The 18788-nt window shown below is 42.9% G+C and carries 19 protein-coding genes; 8 read left to right on the plus strand and 11 right to left on the minus strand.

The genetic code is table 11. The features are described 5' to 3' along the window. Positions 1 to 15: 15 nt before the first annotated feature. The 3 genes from ACFQ21_RS24650 to ACFQ21_RS24660 all read right to left on the minus strand — a co-directional run bounded on the left by ACFQ21_RS24650 (position 16) and on the right by ACFQ21_RS24660 (position 3030). Positions 16 to 1239: a 4-hydroxy-3-methylbut-2-enyl diphosphate reductase gene (locus tag ACFQ21_RS24650; RefSeq protein WP_377584068.1), complete on the minus strand. Its 1224-nt coding sequence runs from the start codon at positions 1237 to 1239 to the stop codon at positions 16 to 18. A gap of 120 nt (positions 1240 to 1359) precedes the next feature. Further along, the gene (locus tag ACFQ21_RS24655; protein WP_159453720.1) at positions 1360 to 1533 is read right to left on the minus strand and encodes a hypothetical protein; all 174 of its coding nucleotides are present in this window, start codon (positions 1531 to 1533) and stop codon (positions 1360 to 1362) included. A gap of 15 nt (positions 1534 to 1548) precedes the next feature. Next, a complete protein-coding gene (locus tag ACFQ21_RS24660; protein ID WP_377583779.1) occupies positions 1549 to 3030 on the minus strand; it encodes a Do family serine endopeptidase in 1482 nt (493 codons plus the stop codon). A gap of 308 nt (positions 3031 to 3338) precedes the next feature. Here ACFQ21_RS24660 and ACFQ21_RS24665 point away from each other — a divergent pair, with 308 nt between their 5' ends. Together ACFQ21_RS24665 and ACFQ21_RS24670 are read left to right on the plus strand one after the other, a co-directional pair. After that, on the plus strand, positions 3339 to 3791 hold the full coding sequence (locus tag ACFQ21_RS24665; protein ID WP_377583782.1) for a hypothetical protein: 453 nt from the start codon (positions 3339 to 3341) through the stop codon (positions 3789 to 3791). A 102-nt stretch (positions 3792 to 3893) separates the two neighbouring features. Continuing rightward, positions 3894 to 4040: a hypothetical protein gene (locus ACFQ21_RS24670; RefSeq protein ID WP_377583784.1), complete on the plus strand. Its 147-nt coding sequence runs from the start codon at positions 3894 to 3896 to the stop codon at positions 4038 to 4040. Between the two features lie 12 nt (positions 4041 to 4052). Here ACFQ21_RS24670 and ACFQ21_RS24675 read toward each other — a convergent pair whose 3' ends face one another. Genes ACFQ21_RS24675 through ACFQ21_RS24685 form a run of 3 tightly spaced genes read right to left on the minus strand, consistent with a single transcriptional unit; the run spans position 4053 to position 5460 of the window. Continuing rightward, on the minus strand, positions 4053 to 4763 hold the full coding sequence (locus ACFQ21_RS24675) for a YqjF family protein (protein WP_377583787.1): 711 nt from the start codon (positions 4761 to 4763) through the stop codon (positions 4053 to 4055). Positions 4764 to 4765: 2 nt separating this feature from the next. Continuing rightward, positions 4766 to 5269, minus strand: coding sequence for a peroxiredoxin family protein (locus ACFQ21_RS24680; protein WP_377583790.1), 504 nt, complete (start codon positions 5267 to 5269; stop codon positions 4766 to 4768). Further along, positions 5266 to 5460: a hypothetical protein gene (locus tag ACFQ21_RS24685; protein ID WP_377583792.1), complete on the minus strand. Its 195-nt coding sequence runs from the start codon at positions 5458 to 5460 to the stop codon at positions 5266 to 5268. Before ACFQ21_RS24685 ends, ACFQ21_RS24680 begins: the two co-directional genes overlap by 4 nt. A gap of 225 nt (positions 5461 to 5685) precedes the next feature. Here ACFQ21_RS24685 and mfd point away from each other — a divergent pair, with 225 nt between their 5' ends. Then, on the plus strand, positions 5686 to 9060 hold the full coding sequence (mfd, locus tag ACFQ21_RS24690; protein WP_377583795.1) for a transcription-repair coupling factor: 3375 nt from the start codon (positions 5686 to 5688) through the stop codon (positions 9058 to 9060). Here mfd and ACFQ21_RS24695 read toward each other — a convergent pair. Next, positions 9021 to 9272 (minus strand): hypothetical protein, encoded by a 252-nt coding sequence (locus ACFQ21_RS24695; RefSeq protein ID WP_377583798.1) that lies wholly within the window; start codon positions 9270 to 9272, stop codon positions 9021 to 9023. The genes mfd and ACFQ21_RS24695 overlap by 40 nt on opposite strands. Before the next feature lie 261 nt (positions 9273 to 9533). On the opposite strand from ACFQ21_RS24695, the gene gldJ reads away from it, so the two are divergent. Further along, a complete protein-coding gene (gene gldJ, locus ACFQ21_RS24700) occupies positions 9534 to 10754 on the plus strand; it encodes a gliding motility lipoprotein GldJ (RefSeq protein WP_377583800.1) in 1221 nt (406 codons plus the stop codon). A gap of 102 nt (positions 10755 to 10856) precedes the next feature. Here the strand turns inward: gldJ and ACFQ21_RS24705 are convergent, their stop codons facing one another. The 3 genes from ACFQ21_RS24705 to ACFQ21_RS24715 are packed head-to-tail and all read right to left on the minus strand — an operon-like array spanning position 10857 to position 14275. Beyond that, entirely contained in the window at positions 10857 to 11444 is a 588-nt protein-coding gene (locus ACFQ21_RS24705) for a hypothetical protein (RefSeq protein ID WP_377583803.1), read from the minus strand. Positions 11445 to 11466: 22 nt separating this feature from the next. Continuing rightward, on the minus strand, positions 11467 to 13863 hold the full coding sequence (locus tag ACFQ21_RS24710; RefSeq protein ID WP_377583806.1) for a TonB-dependent receptor: 2397 nt from the start codon (positions 13861 to 13863) through the stop codon (positions 11467 to 11469). A 37-nt stretch (positions 13864 to 13900) separates the two neighbouring features. After that, entirely contained in the window at positions 13901 to 14275 is a 375-nt protein-coding gene (locus ACFQ21_RS24715; RefSeq protein WP_377583809.1) for a hypothetical protein, read from the minus strand. A 161-nt stretch (positions 14276 to 14436) separates the two neighbouring features. On the opposite strand from ACFQ21_RS24715, the gene ACFQ21_RS24720 reads away from it, so the two are divergent. The 3 genes from ACFQ21_RS24720 to ACFQ21_RS24730 all read left to right on the plus strand — a co-directional run bounded on the left by ACFQ21_RS24720 (position 14437) and on the right by ACFQ21_RS24730 (position 18275). Further along, complete coding sequence (locus ACFQ21_RS24720; protein WP_377583811.1) at positions 14437 to 14766, plus strand: tRNA-binding protein; 330 nt, start codon at positions 14437 to 14439, stop codon at positions 14764 to 14766. A 3-nt stretch (positions 14767 to 14769) separates the two neighbouring features. Beyond that, the gene (locus tag ACFQ21_RS24725) at positions 14770 to 17211 is read left to right on the plus strand and encodes a bifunctional UDP-N-acetylmuramoyl-tripeptide:D-alanyl-D-alanine ligase/alanine racemase (RefSeq protein WP_377583814.1); all 2442 of its coding nucleotides are present in this window, start codon (positions 14770 to 14772) and stop codon (positions 17209 to 17211) included. 137 nt (positions 17212 to 17348) lie between these two features. Further along, on the plus strand, positions 17349 to 18275 hold the full coding sequence (locus ACFQ21_RS24730) for a sulfite exporter TauE/SafE family protein (protein ID WP_377583817.1): 927 nt from the start codon (positions 17349 to 17351) through the stop codon (positions 18273 to 18275). Positions 18276 to 18287: 12 nt separating this feature from the next. Here ACFQ21_RS24730 and ACFQ21_RS24735 read toward each other — a convergent pair whose 3' ends face one another. After that, a complete protein-coding gene (locus tag ACFQ21_RS24735; RefSeq protein WP_377583819.1) occupies positions 18288 to 18440 on the minus strand; it encodes a hypothetical protein in 153 nt (50 codons plus the stop codon). Positions 18441 to 18555: 115 nt separating this feature from the next. Here ACFQ21_RS24735 and ACFQ21_RS24740 point away from each other — a divergent pair, with 115 nt between their 5' ends. Continuing rightward, positions 18556 to 18786, plus strand: a complete 231-nt coding sequence (locus ACFQ21_RS24740; protein ID WP_377583821.1) for a FeoA family protein — start codon at positions 18556 to 18558, stop codon at positions 18784 to 18786. The last annotated feature ends 2 nt before the right edge of the window (positions 18787 to 18788 follow it).

Consider the following 18788-nt stretch of genomic DNA (forward strand, 5'->3'; position numbering starts at 1 on the left):
GTTTATTGCTGCCGACTACGAGGTAAATTTTGTCAGAATTTCGTCTACCGATTTAACTGGTTTAAAGAATTCAAGAAGCCGGAGCATAACTCTGTCCACCAGCGTATCAGGACATGAGGCTCCGCTCGTTAATATAATCTTGACTATATTTTTATCAGGCAGGAAGGAGTGTGTCACAACATTTTGTTTTTGGTGATAGTTGAAGTGATGAATCTCCTGAGCTGATTTTATCTCTCTCTCTGAATTAATGAAATAGGTAGGAAATTTACGTTCACACAGCTCAACAATATGAGATGTGTTTGAACTATTGTAGCCGCCTACAACTATAGCCAGATCAGCGTCCGTTTCCAATAGCTGGTACGTTGCATCCTGGTTATCGTTTGTAGCGTAGCACAGCGTATCGCGTGTGTCGGCAAAGTGCTCTTTCAGATTTTCCGCTCCGTACTTCTGGAGCATTAACTGCCGGAAGTAGTCTGCTATAGCTTGCGTTTCCGTAGCCAACATGGTAGTTTGATTTACTACGCCAACGCTTGTTAAATCGCGCAGCGGATCGAATCCCTCAGAATGTTTACCAGCAAACTCATTTCGAAAATCATCAACCGATTTTTCTTCCAGTATATATTTACCCAACGCAATGGCATCGTCCATATCGCGAACAATGATCGAGTGGCCACTCCGGGCACTATGCGAAAATGTAGCACGGGTCTCTTCGTGCTTAGGCTTACCATGAATGATGATGGTGTATTCTTCGCTGCCAAGTTTCTCAGAGCGGTTCCATACCTTCTCAACAAACGGGCAGGTGGTGTTATACTTTTGTACTTCTATACCTTTGTCTAACAGCAGATGCTCTATTTCTACCGTTGTGCCGAATGCGGGTATAATTACTATATCATCTTTTTGCAGCGCATCCCAGGGTATAAATTGTTTGCCATCGGTATCCATGATGAATTGAATACCGCGACTCTGCAGATCGTTGTTTACTTCCTGGTTGTGTATCATCTGGCTTAGCAGAAACACACGTTTACCTGCATTCTCTTCAAGAGCGCGGTAACTGATCTCAATGGCATTTTCTACGCCATAACAAAAACCAAAATGACGTGCTATATAGAACTGAACGGGCCCAAAGTCCAGTACAGAAGGAGAGAAGTCTTGTTTGCGCAAATCTTTTTTTCTGCGCGCTTCTTTAATCATACCGGTAACAGACGACCGGTAATAGGCCGGAATATCAAACTTTTTGATGGCAATTATAAGTTTACTCTACTCGCAAAGGTAGAGGAAGTTGCCTTAAACGTTAATAGTTATCCGCTAACAGTTTCAAAATTTTTCTGTTTCGCTGGTAGCGGATAACGTTGTAACGATTTATGCTGCCTTGGAGAGTTTATCTTCCTTAATCTTGTTGGTGCGGATTTCTTTACTCTCAAGATCAAACCATTTTACTTCTACAAAATTATTTTTGATGTACTTGAGAACTTCCATCACTTTACCATCAATCTTACTGCGAACACGTTCGCCTTTCTTAAACAGTCTCCTCATATGTCGAAATAAAGTTTACATTCTAAAGGCATAATTGAATTCTCTTGGGACGTCTTCGTATGTGCCGGAGAGAATTACCAATTCACCAGATTTCTTTTTCTTCAATAGTTCGTTGAACTCTTTAACGGATTTCACTGTAACCTCGTTGACCTTTGTGATAATAAAGCCTTCACGAATGTCTGTGTACTTGGCCAGCTTCCCGCTCCCGAGTTCCGTTACCCGAACCCCGTTGTTAATATCTAATTTTTTCAGAACATTTCCATCTACTTCTTCAACTTCTAATCCGAGCGATGCAAAGCCACTGCGGTCTTCCGCCTTGATCGTTCCGGTTTTTCCGTCACGATTTTTCAGAACAACCGGTAACGTAACTTCTTTTCCCTTGCGGTTAACCGTTACATTTACTCTGTCTCCCGGACGATGGCGTCCTATATATTCTATAAGTGCTGAACTTGAAAGAATAGGTGTCTCATCAATCTTAACAACAACATCACCTTCTCTTAATCCTGCTTCTTTCGCAGAGCTGCTCGCAGCAAACCCGGATACATAAGCACCCGCGTTAACCTGCAGTTCATGCTGCCTTACCAGCTCGCTGTTAACGCTGCCGATTGATACGCCAAGCCATCCGCGCTGAACGATACCAAACTGAATCAGGTCTTCAACAATCTTGCTTACTATATTCGATGGTACTGCAAAACCATACCCGGAATATGAACCGGTAGGACTTGCTATAGCTGTATTTATACCGAGCAGGCCGCCATTCAGATCTACGAGTGCGCCACCGCTGTTTCCGGGGTTGATTGCTGCGTCTGTCTGTATAAAAGACTCGATAGCGGTGTTTCCTTCCTGTGAATTGCGTTGAAGAATATTAATACTTCTTCCTTTCGCACTGATGATACCCGCTGTTACAGTTGAGTTAAGATTAAACGGATTACCTACAGCCAGAACCCACTCCCCAACTTTCGATTTATCAGAATCTACAAACGAAAGATGTGGAAGAGTTTTCTCATTTATTTTGATCAATGCTATATCTGTGTCGGGGTCTGTGCCGATCACTTCAGCTTTGTAAGTGCGGTTATCATATAGCGTTACTTCTACCACATCAGCATCCTGCACTACGTGATTGTTGGTAACTATATATCCGTTTTCATTTACAATAACACCGGAGCCCGAGCTTTGACTTGGTCCCTGCGGCATCATGCGAGGTCCGAAGAATTCACGGAACGGATCAAACGTTTCTGGCGATGATTCGTTGCGCGGACTCCCCTCCTGGGTAGAGCGTATAAATACAACAGCGGGTGTAACGAGTTCTGCCGTCTTGGTGAAATCAAGCGGAACTACTTCTCCATTTTCATTTACCTTGTAGGCAACTTTGGATGTGGGCACACCACCCAGGTAATCTAACTTAACGTTGTTATCTTTTTCTAACCATTGATACGTGGCAATCGTGCTGGCACTTCCGAGCACTGCTGCCAGAAAAAGCGATGCAAATCTTTTCATAAATCACAATTTTATTAAGCTGGTTTTAACTAATCAAAAACCAGGCAGAATGCTTTCGTCAAGAAATTTTGTCAGTTAATATATACTTCACTTCCCCCGCCTTCTGCCAGATTTAACTTGTATGTACGATAAGTACGAAAAGTTTCGGATTTTGGTTCGACTCACTTCCGACATTCCGATTCTGTTTTTGCTGAAAGGTATTTTTTGAACGAAATGTGGCAGACTATAAATGGTCAGTGGAAAAGAAGATGGTTTGTGCTGTGATACAGGTTTCTTTTCTGGTTATTTTGTAGAACAACATCAACCTTATGAAAATCATTCTTACGCTCGCGATCGGTATAGCGCTGTCGGCAAATCAACTCTTTGCACAGCAGAAAGAATTCGGATGGTTAGTGGGCACCTGGAAACTAAAAGACAAAAACGCTTTTGAGCATTGGGTATATCGTGAAAAAGAGAATGTGCTATATGGTATCTCGTACCGAATTAAAAACACCGCAGATACGGTAGTGACCGAAGAGATAACGCTGAAATTTCAGGACAATTCATTTTACTATATACCGGATGTTGCCGGAGTGCAAGGCCCCGTTCCGTTCAAGATCACCCAGTATACTGCCGTTACATTTACAGCTGAAAACCCTGCACATGATTTCCCGAAGATCATACGCTATAAATTTATACAACAAGGAGGTGAGGATATAAATGAAGCTTCGATCGAAGGCAATGGAAAAGTTATCTCCTATACGTTCGTTAGGGTTAAGTAACGGTAACCCGTCTTGCGGCATTTTAATATATAGTCTGAACTTTTTTTAAAAATCACCCATCAAAAGGTAAACTAAGCTAACCCTGCTGCCGTAACGATCGTAATGGAAATCTATTCCTCAACCTATACCATGCAGTCGAACCACGACAAAGAAACCGCACACCGCAGACTCAAAAGACTGCGCACACTCCTCATTATCTGGCTCATCTCCTTAGTCGCCACTGTAATCTGGTTCTCGCTTACCTCGTAAGCAAAATCAGCATCAAATCTTAGAACCTTGCCGTACAATAATTTCAGATCCTTCCGCCAGAAAAACGGAAGCGGGTGTCTCATTCTTCAGAAATTCGAATTGGCTTCCGTATACATTTCCAAAGCCTACATGTATAGCATAGTCCTGAACGGGATATACTTTCCAACGCGGGTGCTCCACGCCATATTCGGATGTTCGCTGCTCGCCCACGCTGGTATAGCCCCAATAGTGCTCCGTGATAAATTCTTCCTCGCTTCCTTCCGCTATCGTTATAGCTTCCCTGTCGCACTGTACTTCAAGCGAGTTCCATTCTTTTAGTTTCCAGCGATACTCAACGGTAAGATTATGATCGTTGGTTTCCCAGCGGTGCATCATCGGCATGGTCTCGTAATTTTCTTTATAGATGCTGTTGGCAACAAAAGTAAGTGCGCGTTTCGGAACGATCTCTTTTATAAATACAACACCGCGCTTCCAGCCTGCTGCGTCTCTATAGCGCACATAGAATCGCAGGTTTACTTCTTCAAAGGTAGAATGAAAGGGGATGCGGAATCCGAGCAAACGAGTATTGATAAACATGAAGCCAACAAGACTGACATAACAGGCATTGTTCCACTGGTCGAGTTCTGTTTTATAGGGAAGATAACGTTGAAGAAGCGCAGGATCGACAATATAGTTTGCCATTGCCAGCTTGCGCCACTCTGCAGTTAAAAATACACGCGCCATGGTTACAGATGCTTCGTTATCTCCGCGATATCCGTTTCTCCGTTAAACTTCTGTTTGAGTTTCCCGTTGTCGTAGATATATACTGAAGGCGCATCGATCTGCCCTAAACTGCTGATGATCTCTTCCACGGTAGTGCTGCCAAAATGTATGTGGCTATAACTGTCCAATTTATACTCGCTGGCAAATTTTTTCAATTCCTCACCGGTTGCAGACGAAACGAAATATACCTGGTACGTTTCGAATGCAGTTATATTTTCCTGTATCTGTTTTGCTTCCCGCTGGCAATGGTCGCAGTCGGGCTGGAACATAACGATTACATTTTTGCCGTGAAGATCCCGGGCCGAAAGCTGGGAACTGTCAAGTAGTGTTATATGCATGGCAGGTAATTCATTTTTCGCTACTGCCGGTGTAGTACTCAGGTCTGTTTCCGGTTTGTGCTCCTGTTGTTTATTGCACGCTGCAACGGTGAGCATACCGGTAATCAAAAGTATAGATATATTTTTCATGCGTCCAGTAATACAATAATCCAATGGGCGAGGTACGCTACAGAAGCAATGCTGCCGTATAACCTGATCACTTTTCTACGGTTCTGTACATCTTCCCACCACAGCATAGCCCACGGCCTATACAAACCCAGTATAAGAAATATAAAAGCCGTGATGCTGATGTATAGTGAAAGTTGTTGAACGAAATTCATGGTACAGTTGTTTACCTCAGCCTGTAAAGTGGTGAAAGGTAACAGTCGTTTGATGAATAGTCATCATAACAAAACAAAAATATAATTCGTAATAATCTGGTGAGGATTTTCAGGCACGGTTATCTTTGCAGCCTTTCTTTTTTTGTTGTCCAATTTGAACAGCTAGTCAGTCTTTCTGATAAAACCTGTTGATGCACGGACAACATATTTAACTGATAGCGGAACGTGAAGGCGAATGATTTTCTAAGCATTTATAGAGCGGATGGTTTGATAAAGACCGTGGCCGAAGTGATTCGAGCGTCCAAGCCGCAGAGCATTCGTGTAAAAGGTTTATCGGGTAGTCTGGATGCCGTGTTGGTGGCGACTACTTTTAAACTTCATCCGCAGGATTATCTTATTGTTTTACAAGACCGCGAAGAAGCAGCTTACTTTCAAAACGATCTGCAGAACCTGCTCGATCGTGAAGTGCTCCTGTTTCCCATGTCGTACAAACGCGCGTATGAGTATGACGAAACAGAGAATGCCAACATTCTGATGCGGGCAGAAATATTGAACCGGCTTGCCGGAAAAACATCGCCCGAAATTCTTGTTACCTATCCGGAAGCGTTGAGCGAGAAGGTAATCAACAAGCGATCACTTGCATCCAACACTTTTACTGTTAAGCTGGGAGAGCAGCTGGATATAGCATTCCTCGAAGAGTTTCTTCATAATTACGATTTTGAAAAGACAGACTTTGTATATGAAGCCGGCCAGTTCGCTGTGCGGGGTGGCATCATCGATATATTTTCATTTGCAAATGATCTGCCTTGCCGCATCGAGTTGTTTGGCGATGAAGTAGACAGCATTCGTACATTCGAGCCGGGCTCTCAGCTCTCCGTAACTAAACTTGATAAGGTCAATATCATTCCGAATGTACAGACAAAGCTTGTACAGGAGGAACGACAATCGTTACTTGAATATATAGGAACCGATACGAAGCTGTGGTTTAAAGATGTACAACTTACGAGAGACATCGTACAGAAAAGCTTTGAGCGTGCGGAAGCATCATTCGACAAAATATTAAAAGCAAGCGGAGCACAGGTAGTATCATCACCCGAAAAACTATTTGATGCCGGAGATACTTTTCTGGAGCGCACCAACGCTTTTACGTGTGTAGAGTTCGGAAGCAGATTTATACTGGAGAACGCGCGCACGTTTGAATATTCTTCCTCAGCTCAACCATCGTTCAATAAAAATTTTGAATTACTGGCTGCCAATCTGTACGATCATCAGATGCAGAACATCAGTAATTTTATAGCAGCCGATATGCCGCGACAACTGGAGCGGTTAAGAGGTGTATTCGAAGAGATTAATTCTGAATTAAGATTTCAGCCACTGGAGTTTGCGTTGCGCGAAGGCTTTGTAGATAATAACCTGAAAGTGCTTTGCTACACCGATCACCAGATATTTGAACGCTTTCACCGGTATCGAGCCAAAGAGAAGTTTACCAAGTCAAAAGCACTTACACTTCGCGAATTATATACTTTGCAACCCGGAGACTTTGTAACGCATATAGATTATGGTATAGCCAAGTTTGCAGGGCTGGAAAAGCGTGACGTGAATGGTCACGATCAGGAAGCGATTCGACTGGTATATCGCGATGATGATTTGCTCTATGTAAGTATTCACTCCCTTCATAAGATATCAAAGTACTCGGGTAAGGAAGGAACTCCTCCCGTTATGAGTAAGCTGGGTACACAAGAGTGGGAAACGAAAAAGTCTAAGGTAAAGAAACGCGTTAAGGATATAGCGAAGGAGTTGATCGAGCTATATGCCAAGCGTAAAACAGCGCCAGGCTTTGCTTATTCGCAGGACGGATTTTTACAGGCAGAACTGGAGTCGTCATTTATATACGAAGACACACCCGATCAGGCGAAAGCCACCGAGGATGTAAAGAAGGATATGCAGAATCCACATCCGATGGATCGTCTTGTTTGTGGTGACGTGGGTTTTGGTAAGACAGAAGTAGCAGTTCGCGCTGCCTTTAAGGCTGCAACGGAAGGCAAGCAGGTTGCTGTATTGGTGCCAACTACCATTCTGGCGATGCAACACTATAGAACATTTCGCGATCGCCTTTCAAATTTCCCGGTACGTGTTGAGTATGTTTCGCGTTTCAAAACGGATGCGGACATCAAGAAGATTATAGCGGAAACAAAAGAAGGTAAAGTAAATATACTTATTGGTACGCACCGTATCGTGAGTAAAGACGTAGAGTTTAAAGACCTCGGGCTTTTGATCATCGATGAGGAACAGAAGTTCGGTGTAAAAGTAAAGGACCGTTTAAAAGAGTTAAAGGTAAATGTAGATGTACTTACGCTCACGGCTACACCTATACCGCGTACGCTTCACTTTTCATTGATGGGCGCGCGAGACTTGAGCATCATTGCTACACCGCCACCTAACCGGCAACCGGTTACAACCGAGTTGCATACATTTAGTGAAGAGATTATTCGCGATGCTGTAAGCAACGAATTACGAAGAGGAGGCCAGGTATTTTTTGTATACAACCGTGTAAGTGATATAGAGTCTGTTGCCAATATAATTTACAGACTCGTACCAGATGCGCGTATAGGTATAGGACACGGACAGATGGATGGTGATAAACTTGAAAAAGTGATGGTCAAGTTTATTGATGGAGAATACGATGTGCTGGTGTCTACAAATATTATAGAATCGGGATTGGACATTCCCAATGCCAATACGATTATCATAAACCAGGCACACATGTTTGGTTTATCAGATCTGCACCAGATGCGCGGCCGTGTAGGGAGATCAAATAAAAAAGCATATTGTTATTTACTTACACCTCCGGCCTCTGCGTTGTCAGCTGACTCGCGCAAACGCTTATCAGCTCTCGAAGAATTTTCAGACTTAGGCGATGGCTTTAAAGTGGCGATGCGCGATCTGGATATACGCGGAGCCGGGAATATGTTGGGTGCTGAACAGACAGGCTTTATCAGTGATCTTGGTTTTGACACCTATCACAAAATATTGGATGATGCTGTACAGGAACTGAAAGAGACAGACTTTAAAGAATTGTTTGCATCCGATCTGGCCGAGAAAGCCAAGCTTATTGTACAGGATTGTGTGATTGAGACAGATCTTGAAATTCTTATACCGGAAAGTTATATAGCCAGCACAACGGAAAGGCTACAGCTTTACGCACGCCTGGATAGCATTCCGGATGAAGAACAACTGATGAAATTTACGGATGAGATGCGCGACCGCTTCGGGCCAGTTCCTCCGAGTGTGGAGGAACTGATCAATACCGTAAGACTTCGGTGGTTAGGTGAAAAGCTGGGCTTTGAAAAACTAAGTTTGAAGAACGAAAAACTTCGGGCTTATTTTATCAGCACCAAAGACGCGTACTTCAGCTCAGATATATTTGGACAGATATTGTCGTTTGTCCAGAAGAATTCGAAGCAGTGCAAGATGAAAGACAGTGCCGGTAAAGCCATGCTGATCATCGATGCAGTAAAAACAGTTGACGCTGCTATTGAATTACTGAGTCGAATGGCCGGTCAGGAAACCAAATCTTCCAAAGAGATTTTGTCGAGATAAGGCTTCAGTCCGATGGTGTTATCAAAAGCGTTGATCATTAAAACCTTTTGATATTTCGGAGAATAAAAAACTTCGATGAAAAATCCATCTGTATAATAGAGGAAAACCTTACAATCAGCCAACACACGTTGCATCAAATAATTGCCGTGAAAAGTGATGATATCGCACTTCTTTTCAAAGGTCATTACGCGGAAATCGTCAAGGGTAAACATATTGGTTAGTTTTGAATACCCTTAATCGAAAAGGCATGCCATTCACTTCAACCTTCAAAAATGTCGACTAAACGGCCCTTCCCCTGTGCCGGGCTTCCCAAAACTGGATAGTGCTTTCCCGAAACAATGAAATGGAGCTTGTATCGTTTTATTTGTGTCCGGTTTTCCCTTTTATCAAAGATTCACTAATAACATGCGACTGCTTGGAAAACATGGGATTATACCCTTAATTAGCACTTGGAATAAAATCTAGAAATGAAAATGAAGTATTCTTTCAGGGTTCTTTTGTATGTCGTTGGCGGATCAGTTGCCCTGTCTGCCTGCTCACTTTTTGGAGGCAAAGGCGGCAAGCCTACAGCTTCAAACCCGGGTCAGATGAGTTCAGCTACAGGCTTGGCTTATAATGACGAAGATCAGGGCGGATTTATGGTAAATCCATACGAAGGACAACCTGATGCACCAAACATGGTGTTCATTGAAGGTGGTCGCGCCGTTATGGGTTCCTTCGAAGAAGATGTTATGTCGTATCGCGATAACATCGAAAGAACAGTTTCAGTTGCTTCATTCTATATGGATGAGACTGAGATTGCCAACATTCACTGGTTAGAGTACTTACACTACCTGGCAAAAGATTCTTCTCAGGAAGCTTACCAGGCAGCATTGCCAGATACAATGGTGTGGGTTGGTAAACTTGCATTCAACGATCCGTATGTTGATCACTATCTCCGCTATCCTGGTTTCCGTTACTTCCCGGTTGTAGGTATTACCTGGAATCAGGCAAGTAAATATTCAGTATGGAGAACACGTGCTGTAAACATTAAACTTGCTGAGAACGCAGGTGAAGAATATGCAGAAAGCGATGGTCGTATACCATTGGAATCTGGTATCGTAGTACCAGCATACCGTCTCCCGACAGAAGCTGAGTGGGAGTACGCAGCACAAGCGCTTATCGGAACACAGTGGTTGGAAGAAATGCAGACCCACCAGCGCATTTATCCATGGGACGGTCACGCAGTGCGTAACCCGTATGGAAAACAAATGGGCTTTATGCTTGCAAACTTTAAACGTGGTCGTGGTGACTATGCCGGTATAGCCGGTCGTTTGAATGACGGTGCATTGATCACGTCATATATATATGAGTTCCCTCCTAACGATTACGGTCTGTACAACATGGCAGGTAACGTGAGCGAGTGGGTACAAGATACGTATCGTCCTACAACGTATCAGGATTTTGACGATCTGAACCCTATCAGACGTGATGGTTTCCTTGATCCATCTTCTGGTTATAACAGTGATACAGAGAAAAACCCTGAAACATTTACTTCCCTTATCAACGACAACGCTCGTGTATATAAAGGAGGTTCATGGAAGGACGTAGCATACTGGATGTCGCCTGGTACAAGAAGATATCTTGACAAAGATTCAGCAACAGCAACAGTAGGTTTCCGTTGCGCGATGATCAGAGCGGGATCTAACTACTAAGATTTTATACCATTATAAAATAGAAAAGGCTGGTGTGTTATCACCAGCCTTTTTGTTTACTTACCTTTCAGTATTTATATACCTATAGATGCCTGATCCTGATTAGTTTACAACCTGCAGCGGGAACGTAACGTCCATATCACTTTCGCCAGGACCAGGGCATTCACCATTCTTAACACCTGGCTGGTGACGAAGAACAACTCTTACAGTTCCTGCACTTCCTGCAGCACCTGCTACCCATGAACTGCTTAAGCCGATAGGAAGGTTGTTATCATCTTTATCGAGATAAGACATGGTAATATCTGTTCCGGTAGCAGTAAAGCAGAACAAGTGCGCGTTTTTTTCTTCCTTGATCTCGTCCGTTACATTACCAACCGGATTTTCTGTTTCGTTAAAAAGTGTAATAGCTGCCGTATAGGTAACACCTGCTTTTAGCTGACCTGTAGTTGGAGTAATTACCGGAGCTATACTTCCATCACCATCCGCATCATAGAATTTTAATTGAACTGCAGATGCACCACTACCGTTCGCAGGAGTCAGATCTACAACTAACGTTGTGATAACTTCTTCTTCATTGGTTGGTGTCGGGTCATCATCGCTACACGATGAAAGCAACAATGTTGCAAATAGAAAAGAGTAAAAAAGAAATGGTGCTACCATTTTTAACTGTTCGGAACGGTTCATTTTCATAGAATTGATTTTTAGTTGTTTATTAATTTGTAAAATTATACTTGAGTCTGAGCATGACGTTTCTGCCGAGGTCATCGGCATAGTATCGAAGGCGATTCATATAGTTTCGATACGATGTGTTCAGTAAATTCTCTCCACTTAATGTTATTGATAAATCATGCTTGCTGACAGGAATCTTTCCTCCGATCTCAACATTGAGTAATGCATAAGCGCCAGGTGCCGACATAAAGTCAAAGTTTCGATCGTCTGTGTAGTTCGGTACATCTTCCGGATATACTGTGAGTGGTGCCCGATATTGTTTGAGCGTAACAGGAATGCTTACGGCTATATATATATTCTTGAAATTACCGATGTTGTTAAATGCATAGCGCAATGTACTTTCCAATTGTGTTGGTGGAATTAGTGGAAGCTTATCATCTTTTGTAACATCGCGTGCATACAAATAAGAAAACTTGCCGGTATAGCTAAGCCGTTTGGTTATACCGGCATTTACAGAGGCATCACCCCCGGCAAGCAGCGCGTCAGTTTGTTTATACTTGAAGACAGGGAAATATCCGCGAATGGTTAGACGTGTTTCGGTTGGCTGAAGATATATATAGTTATCAATAAGATTGATAAATCCGGTAACCTCGAAGCTCACGTTCTCGCCAGTATGTTGAAATGTATTACTCCATTTTTTCGAGACTTCTTTCTTTACCTGCGAAAGATCATTCGACCAATCTCCATTTTGTAACATCAATCCTTCTTCAATAGAGGCTGTGCCATGGTGAAGTCCCTGGCTATATAATTCACTAATGTGAGGAGGACGTGAGGATATGCCAATGTTCGATATGAATCTTGACTTATCAGAAAAGAAATAAGACACTCCTGCGGAGCCCGAGAAATAATTGAAATTGAAGGTTGGTTTAATAAGTTCGTTTTGCCTATTGAAAGTAAGAACCTTCAGGTATTGATGATCGAAGCGTCCGCCCAGCTCCAGTACCCAATCTTCCTTCCGTAATTTTTCTATGATAAAAATTCCTCCGGCATATAGGTCATAGTCGGGTATGAGGGGCACTATACCGGTGCCTGCTTCATTATTATTGTTTCTGAATGTACCGTTTACGCCGACACTGCCTGACCAGCTACTGCCGAGACTGTGCTCCAGCGATGCATCAATAACGTTGCTGAGAAGATCAAGCGACAATGCAGGTATATCGCTGCGGCCACCTCTGCGTATATCAAACTCTTTACGTTTATTGTACTGACCGCCATAGAGTATATTTAGTTTGCCAAGACCCTTTAGATTTTTAGATGCTTTTATTTTCAGTAATTGGTGATTGATCTTTTGTCGTGGATTGTTGATGTCGTATGTGAAGTCGGCTATATACCAGGGGCGTTCATTCTCAATGGATGATTGAAGGTCAGCTATATTTCCGGTGTGTGCGCTGCGCAGGATTCCGATCTGTGTATTAAAGCTGCTAAAGTATATTTCGAGTTGTTGATCGTTCTTTTTATATCCCAACGTTCCTGAAAAATCATATTCCCGAACACCAGTGTTTGATAGATTATAATTCGGAGCATGAAAATCGCCACCTTTTTTAGCAGTGCCCTGTAAACGCCAGCCCCAGTTTTGCGTCCCTTTGAATCCTCCTTCTACCGTGCCGGAGAAAACTCCTAACCGGCCGTTCGACATGGCACCTATATTTACTTCACCTTTAAGTTTATTGGTGTAGCTGAGCTCCGGAGCATTCACAATAATTACTCCTCCTACAGCATCGGCACCATAGCGTACGGTTTCTGCTCCCTTTACTACTTCTATTTCGGATGCAATGAACGGATCTATTTCGGGCGCGTGTTCAATGCCCCACTGCTGTCCTTCTTGCCGAATGCCATTATTCAATATTAGTATACGATGGCTATGCAGACCTTGTATAACAGGTTTGAAAATAGCAGGACCTGTATTCAATGAGCTGACACCAGGAAGCTGCCTTACCAGTTCACCCAATGATTTACCCGTGTTGGCATCAAGTTGCTCGGACGAGAGTGCACTCACTGATTGCGATATACCATGCTGTTCAGCGTGCGCACCCTCAACAACAACTTCGTGTAAGAGTTGTACACTTTGATCCAGTATAATTTTGACAGGATCACTTGCCGGTATATCTATACCTATGGTCTTATCGGTATAGCCAACAAATTTTACAGTTATAGTATATTTTCCTGCGCAGAGATTTTCGACTAAGAATGTTCCATCGGCATCAACACTGCTTCCTTTTTGTAGCGATTCAATCCAGATCGCTGCACCAATCAGCGATGTCCCATCTTTATCTTTTACAGTACCCCTCAAAGAAAGATTGCATGGCTGCGATTGAGCAACTCCCCGAATCACCAAAAGCGAACCAATCGCGAAAACCGTAATTTTTAATATTTGCAACATCGTTGCAAATATATGAATAGAAACAAAAAAAGTATTGTTAATCTACGATATCCTGAAGTTTATACTTCCGGATGATATAGTAAAGGAAGTTGAACGATAGAACATCGTCTTCGTCATGAGCAGGTTTCGCGTTATGTTTGGAAGGTTCGATCGGTACGCGTGCCGGAGTAAACGTTTTAAAGCTGGAGGAATCTCGTAAAGCCGTAGTGGATTTATTGCTGTTCGTGTTAACGGTTGCACCGCCACCAGCAGGCTCACCTTCACCACCTGGATAGTAGTTTACCCGTTCTTTTTCTGAGGTAGCTGGTGTTTCATCGAAGGATGCATCTTGCGCATGAAGCGTAGAAATACCGGCCGGAGCAAGAATACTCAGGCAAGTTGTTACCAATATGTGATGAAGTTTAAGCTTCATTATGGTTGTAGGCTCCCCAGGTGCTTGTAGTTAACGCCAGAATTTTATTTTTTGTTTCGACAAAGTACGAAATTAAACTCGTAATGCCATTTCTTTCGGCATAACTTCAGTCGGTTGACTGAAAGATGTAAGAAATTTTATAGTTTTTAATATTTTATACAATGTTAACATGGGACGAATTTTCGAAAGTTGATTTACGGGCCGGCACTATCGTAAAAGCGGAATCGTTTGCGGAAGCAAAGAAACCTGCTATAAAGGTATGGGTGGATTTAGGAGAGCTCGGTATAAAAAAATCAAGTGCTCAAATTACTGAGCACTATACACCGAAGGAATTAATTGGCAAACGCGTTATCTGCGTGGTGAATTTCCCTCCGAAGCAAATCGCAAATTTTGTATCAGAAGTTTTGGTGACGGGTTTCCCGGATAAAAATAAAGCTGTTGTTTTGAGCACGATAGACAAAGAGGTGCCGAACGGTGCTCGTCTGTTTTAAACCATGATCCGATTTTCGCAGCTTGAAAGAATATTAAAAGGTAAAACTGTTTTCACCTTTGAAGACAGAGGTATAACTTCATTGAGTATCGATAGCAGAAAGGCTACGGCAACACCCGGAACACTTTTCTTTGCTATTGCCGGTGAGCGACATAATGCCCATCGCTTTATACATGAGCTATACCAGCGCGGCATCCGGCAATTTGTAGTGGAGCAAAAGGTTGATAGCGTTGAGCAATTGCCGGAAGCCAACATTATACAAGTATCATCATCTATACAGGCGTTGCAACGCCTGGTTGCTTTTCACCGCTCACAATTTAGTATACCAGTTGTAGGCATTACCGGAAGTAATGGAAAGACTATTATTAAAGAATGGTTGTTCCAGATGTTGTCTAAAAAGCTGAATGTTGTTAAAAACCCGGGAAGTTATAATTCACAGGTAGGCGTGCCGTTGTCGGTGTGGCAGATACAGTCGCATCATCAGATCGGAATTTTTGAAGCCGGTATATCCAGACCTGACGAAATGCAGAATCTCGCTCAGGTCATTCAGCCCACAATCGGTATATTTTCAACAATTGGTTCTGCACATGACGAAGGTTTTTCTGATCGTGAGCAAAAGATACAGGAGAAGCTGCGACTGTTTGACGAAGCCAAGGTAGTTATATACTGTAAAGATCATGCGGCTATAGATCGCGCAGTGGCTGCCCATGAATTGAAGAAACTTTTTACGTGGGGCTACAAGGAAGGAGCAGATGTTAGCATTCAGCGAAAAGCTTCAGGCTTCAATGTAACCTATAATAAACATACTTTCTCGCTAACGTTGCCCTTCTCAGATCCGGCATCGGTTGAGAACTGCTTTCATTGTGTGGCGCTTTTGCTTTGGTTGAAATATGATCCTATATATATACAGGAGTGTATAACCAGCTTGCGAACAGTGCACATGCGGTTGGAGTTGAAGGAAGGTATAAACCATTGCCAGTTGATTGATGATACCTATAATAACGATCTGGCTGGTCTCGAAATAAGTTTGCAGTTTCTGCTTCATCAACATCAGCGCACGCGTAAACGAATCATCCTCTCGGATATACTTGAATCCGGTTTGGAAAAAGACGCATTGATAAAACAGATCGCTGAACTGGTGCAGCGGAACAAGGTAGATAACTTTACAGGAGTGGGTAAAGTTCTCGGTGAATTCAAACACCTGTTTTCCGCGAATGCTTCCTTTTATGAAAGTACTGAAGACTTTCTGAGTAATTTTAATACCGATCAACTCCAGGATGAAGTTATACTGGTGAAGGGTGCTCGTGCTTTTCAGTTCGAGAAGATAGTAAGCCGGCTGCAGCGTAAAGTACATGGCACCGTTATGGAAATAAACCTTGGCGCACTGGTGAATAATCTTAATTTCTTCCGATCGCGCTTACGTCCTTCCACACGTATTATGGTAATGGTGAAAGCATTTGCATATGGTAGTGGCAGTAATGAGATAGCCAATATACTTCAATATCATAAGGTAGATTACCTGGGCGTGGCTTATGCCGATGAAGGGGTAGATCTGCGCAAGAACCACATTACACTTCCGATTATGGTGATGAACCCTTCGGAAGAAAGCTTCAATTCTATTCTCACCTATAATTTAGAGCCGGAGATATATAGTTTTAAAATCTTCAAAGCACTGGCAGCTTTCCTTCAAGGGAAGGTATGTCATATTCATATCAAGCTTGATACCGGTATGCACCGTCTCGGTTTTGAAGAACGCGATCTTGGTGAGCTAACAAATTTACTTTCATCAAATCCGAATATTAAAGTTGCCTCTATATTTAGCCACCTGGCGGGAGCAGACGAATTGCAGCATGATGCGTTTTCAACAAGCCAGGCCGACAAATTCAGACGGTGGGCAGACGTTATCTCCGAGGCGTTAGGCTATAAACCATTCTATCATATTCTCAATACACCAGGTATACTCAGGCTCCCGCATTTACAAATGGATATGGTGCGCTTAGGCATAGGGTTGTACGGTGTTGATCCTACAACAGAAGGTTTCCATGAGCTCAAGCCTGTTGCTACATTAAAGACAATTATATCGCAGGTGCGAAATATTCCGAAGGGTGAAAGTATAGGATACGGACGAAGAGGAGTGGCCGAGCAAGACATGACACTTGCCACGATTGCCGTGGGTTATGCCGATGGGTTCAGCCGCGCGTTCAGTCGCGGTGTAGGGCATGTCTTGATCAATGGAAAGCGCGCACCGGTTATCGGAAATGTATGCATGGACATGTCGATGGTAGACATAACCGGTATTGACGCTAACGAGGGTGATGAAGTAATTTTATTTGGAGCACAATTGCCGATACAGGAAGTAGCAGCTTCGATCAAGACTATTCCATACGAAATTTTAACGAACACCAGTGAGCGCGTGAAGCGCGTATTTGTTGCCGAAAGCATCTGAAAACGGCTAATCAGAGGAGATTTCAGATTTTTGCGTCCTTTTTTCCGAGAATGTTTGGTCGGTAGATTATGTGGGCCCATATTTGTATACTAGTTCGATAGAGAATAGAGGATAGACGGAACAACACAGAAACGGAGATGGAGACTCAGCAAGCATACGAAAAAGTTACAACACTGGAAGTACCACAAAAACCTGCATTCAATTGGAGGTATGTGTACATCACGGTTATTGTAGCGATAGCGGTGTTTACGTTTGGTGTAATTCTCTATTCGTATAATGTTTTTGAAATCACCGATTCATGGGTTAGCCAGCTGAGTGATGATTTCTATTTGTTCATGATCGCTGGTTTTATAGCACAGATGATTGACGGTGCACTGGGTATGGCCTATGGGGTGAGTGCTTCAACATTCCTGCTTTCGTTTGGCGTTCCGCCTGCTGCAGCCAGTGCAAGCATTCATACATCTGAAATTTTTACAAGTGGAGTGTCAGGACTTATGCACCTGAAGTTTCAGAATGTTAACAAGAAACTTTTTAAGACTCTATTATTGCCAGGTGTAATTGGTGCTGCATTAGGGGCTTATGTACTTTCATCGCTTGAACAGTATAACAGCTATATCAAACCCGTTATTGCTATTTATACTTTATATCTGGGTATTGTCATCATTCGCAAAGCTATTGTAGGCAGCAATAAAAAAATAAAATCGAAAGCTATACCGAAGCTCGCTACGTTTGGAGGTTTTATGGACTCTATTGGCGGAGGCGGCTGGGGGCCTATTGTATCATCAACATTAATTGCCGGTGGCAGACATCCGCGCTATACTATAGGTTCTGTTAATCTTACAGAATTCTTTGTAGCACTCGCCAGTTCACTCACATTCTTTGCTGTTATCGGACTCAGTCATTGGCAGGTAATTGCCGGGCTCATTGCCGGTGGAATTGTAGCCGCACCAATCGCAGCATATCTCTCCAGCCGATTACCTGTTAAGCGAATGATGATTTTCGTGGGTATAATGGTTATCGCGGTAAGTATACGCATCATCTACGTAAGTATAACTTCGTTCTAAAGACGGCTCGGCCTAGCCGCAACCCAGATTCTTTTTTAAGTCACGCTGCGGAAAACCTCCGAAGTCAAAAGGCTTTTCTTCTTCTTTTACGATTGGTTCTTCCGGTTTCGGGGCTGCCTTTGGCGCCTGATCATCCTTTTTTGCCGGCTTCTTTTTCTTATCCATATTCACCCGTTAAAATATGATTAACAACATTACTTTTTGAAAAATAAATCATTTGCTCCACATCGGAACCACCCATATCTTTGTCTTGTTTGAAATTAATCTAAATAAGTAGGGGATGACACGGTTGAAAAATGTTTCAGAAATGAAGCCCGGTGAAGTTGGGATTGTGGCGGGTTTTACAGACGACCATCTTTCTGTAAAGTTGATGGAGATGGGGTGTTTACCTGGAGCTGCCGTGCGTTTTAATTTTACCGCCCCCTTTGGCGACCCGATCTGTATCAGTGTTTCAGGCTACGAACTTTCGCTTCGTCTGGAAGAAGCAGCAACTATATCTATTCTGAACTAATG

Origin of the sequence: Ohtaekwangia kribbensis, from assembly GCF_042676245.1 — a bacterium.
GTDB lineage: Bacteria > Bacteroidota > Bacteroidia > Cytophagales > Cyclobacteriaceae > Ohtaekwangia > Ohtaekwangia kribbensis.

Coding starts and splice junctions, on each gene's coding strand:
- ACFQ21_RS24655 (WP_159453720.1), bottom strand. CDS start 1,533: ATGAGGAGACTGTTTAAGAAAGGCGAACGTGTTCGCAGTAAGATTGAT.
- ACFQ21_RS24660 (WP_377583779.1), bottom strand. CDS start 3,030: ATGAAAAGATTTGCATCGCTTTTTCTGGCAGCAGTGCTCGGAAGTGCC.
- ACFQ21_RS24665 (WP_377583782.1), top strand. CDS start 3,339: ATGAAAATCATTCTTACGCTCGCGATCGGTATAGCGCTGTCGGCAAAT.
- ACFQ21_RS24670 (WP_377583784.1), top strand. CDS start 3,894: ATGGAAATCTATTCCTCAACCTATACCATGCAGTCGAACCACGACAAA.
- ACFQ21_RS24675 (WP_377583787.1), bottom strand. CDS start 4,763: ATGGCGCGTGTATTTTTAACTGCAGAGTGGCGCAAGCTGGCAATGGCA.
- ACFQ21_RS24680 (WP_377583790.1), bottom strand. CDS start 5,269: ATGAAAAATATATCTATACTTTTGATTACCGGTATGCTCACCGTTGCA.
- ACFQ21_RS24685 (WP_377583792.1), bottom strand. CDS start 5,460: ATGAATTTCGTTCAACAACTTTCACTATACATCAGCATCACGGCTTTT.
- ACFQ21_RS24695 (WP_377583798.1), bottom strand. CDS start 9,272: ATGTTTACCCTTGACGATTTCCGCGTAATGACCTTTGAAAAGAAGTGC.
- gldJ (WP_377583800.1), top strand. CDS start 9,534: ATGAAGTATTCTTTCAGGGTTCTTTTGTATGTCGTTGGCGGATCAGTT.
- ACFQ21_RS24705 (WP_377583803.1), bottom strand. CDS start 11,444: ATGAAAATGAACCGTTCCGAACAGTTAAAAATGGTAGCACCATTTCTT.
- ACFQ21_RS24710 (WP_377583806.1), bottom strand. CDS start 13,863: ATGTTGCAAATATTAAAAATTACGGTTTTCGCGATTGGTTCGCTTTTG.
- ACFQ21_RS24715 (WP_377583809.1), bottom strand. CDS start 14,275: ATGAAGCTTAAACTTCATCACATATTGGTAACAACTTGCCTGAGTATT.
- ACFQ21_RS24720 (WP_377583811.1), top strand. CDS start 14,437: ATGTTAACATGGGACGAATTTTCGAAAGTTGATTTACGGGCCGGCACT.
- ACFQ21_RS24725 (WP_377583814.1), top strand. CDS start 14,770: ATGATCCGATTTTCGCAGCTTGAAAGAATATTAAAAGGTAAAACTGTT.
- ACFQ21_RS24730 (WP_377583817.1), top strand. CDS start 17,349: ATGGAGACTCAGCAAGCATACGAAAAAGTTACAACACTGGAAGTACCA.
- ACFQ21_RS24735 (WP_377583819.1), bottom strand. CDS start 18,440: ATGGATAAGAAAAAGAAGCCGGCAAAAAAGGATGATCAGGCGCCAAAG.
- ACFQ21_RS24740 (WP_377583821.1), top strand. CDS start 18,556: ATGACACGGTTGAAAAATGTTTCAGAAATGAAGCCCGGTGAAGTTGGG.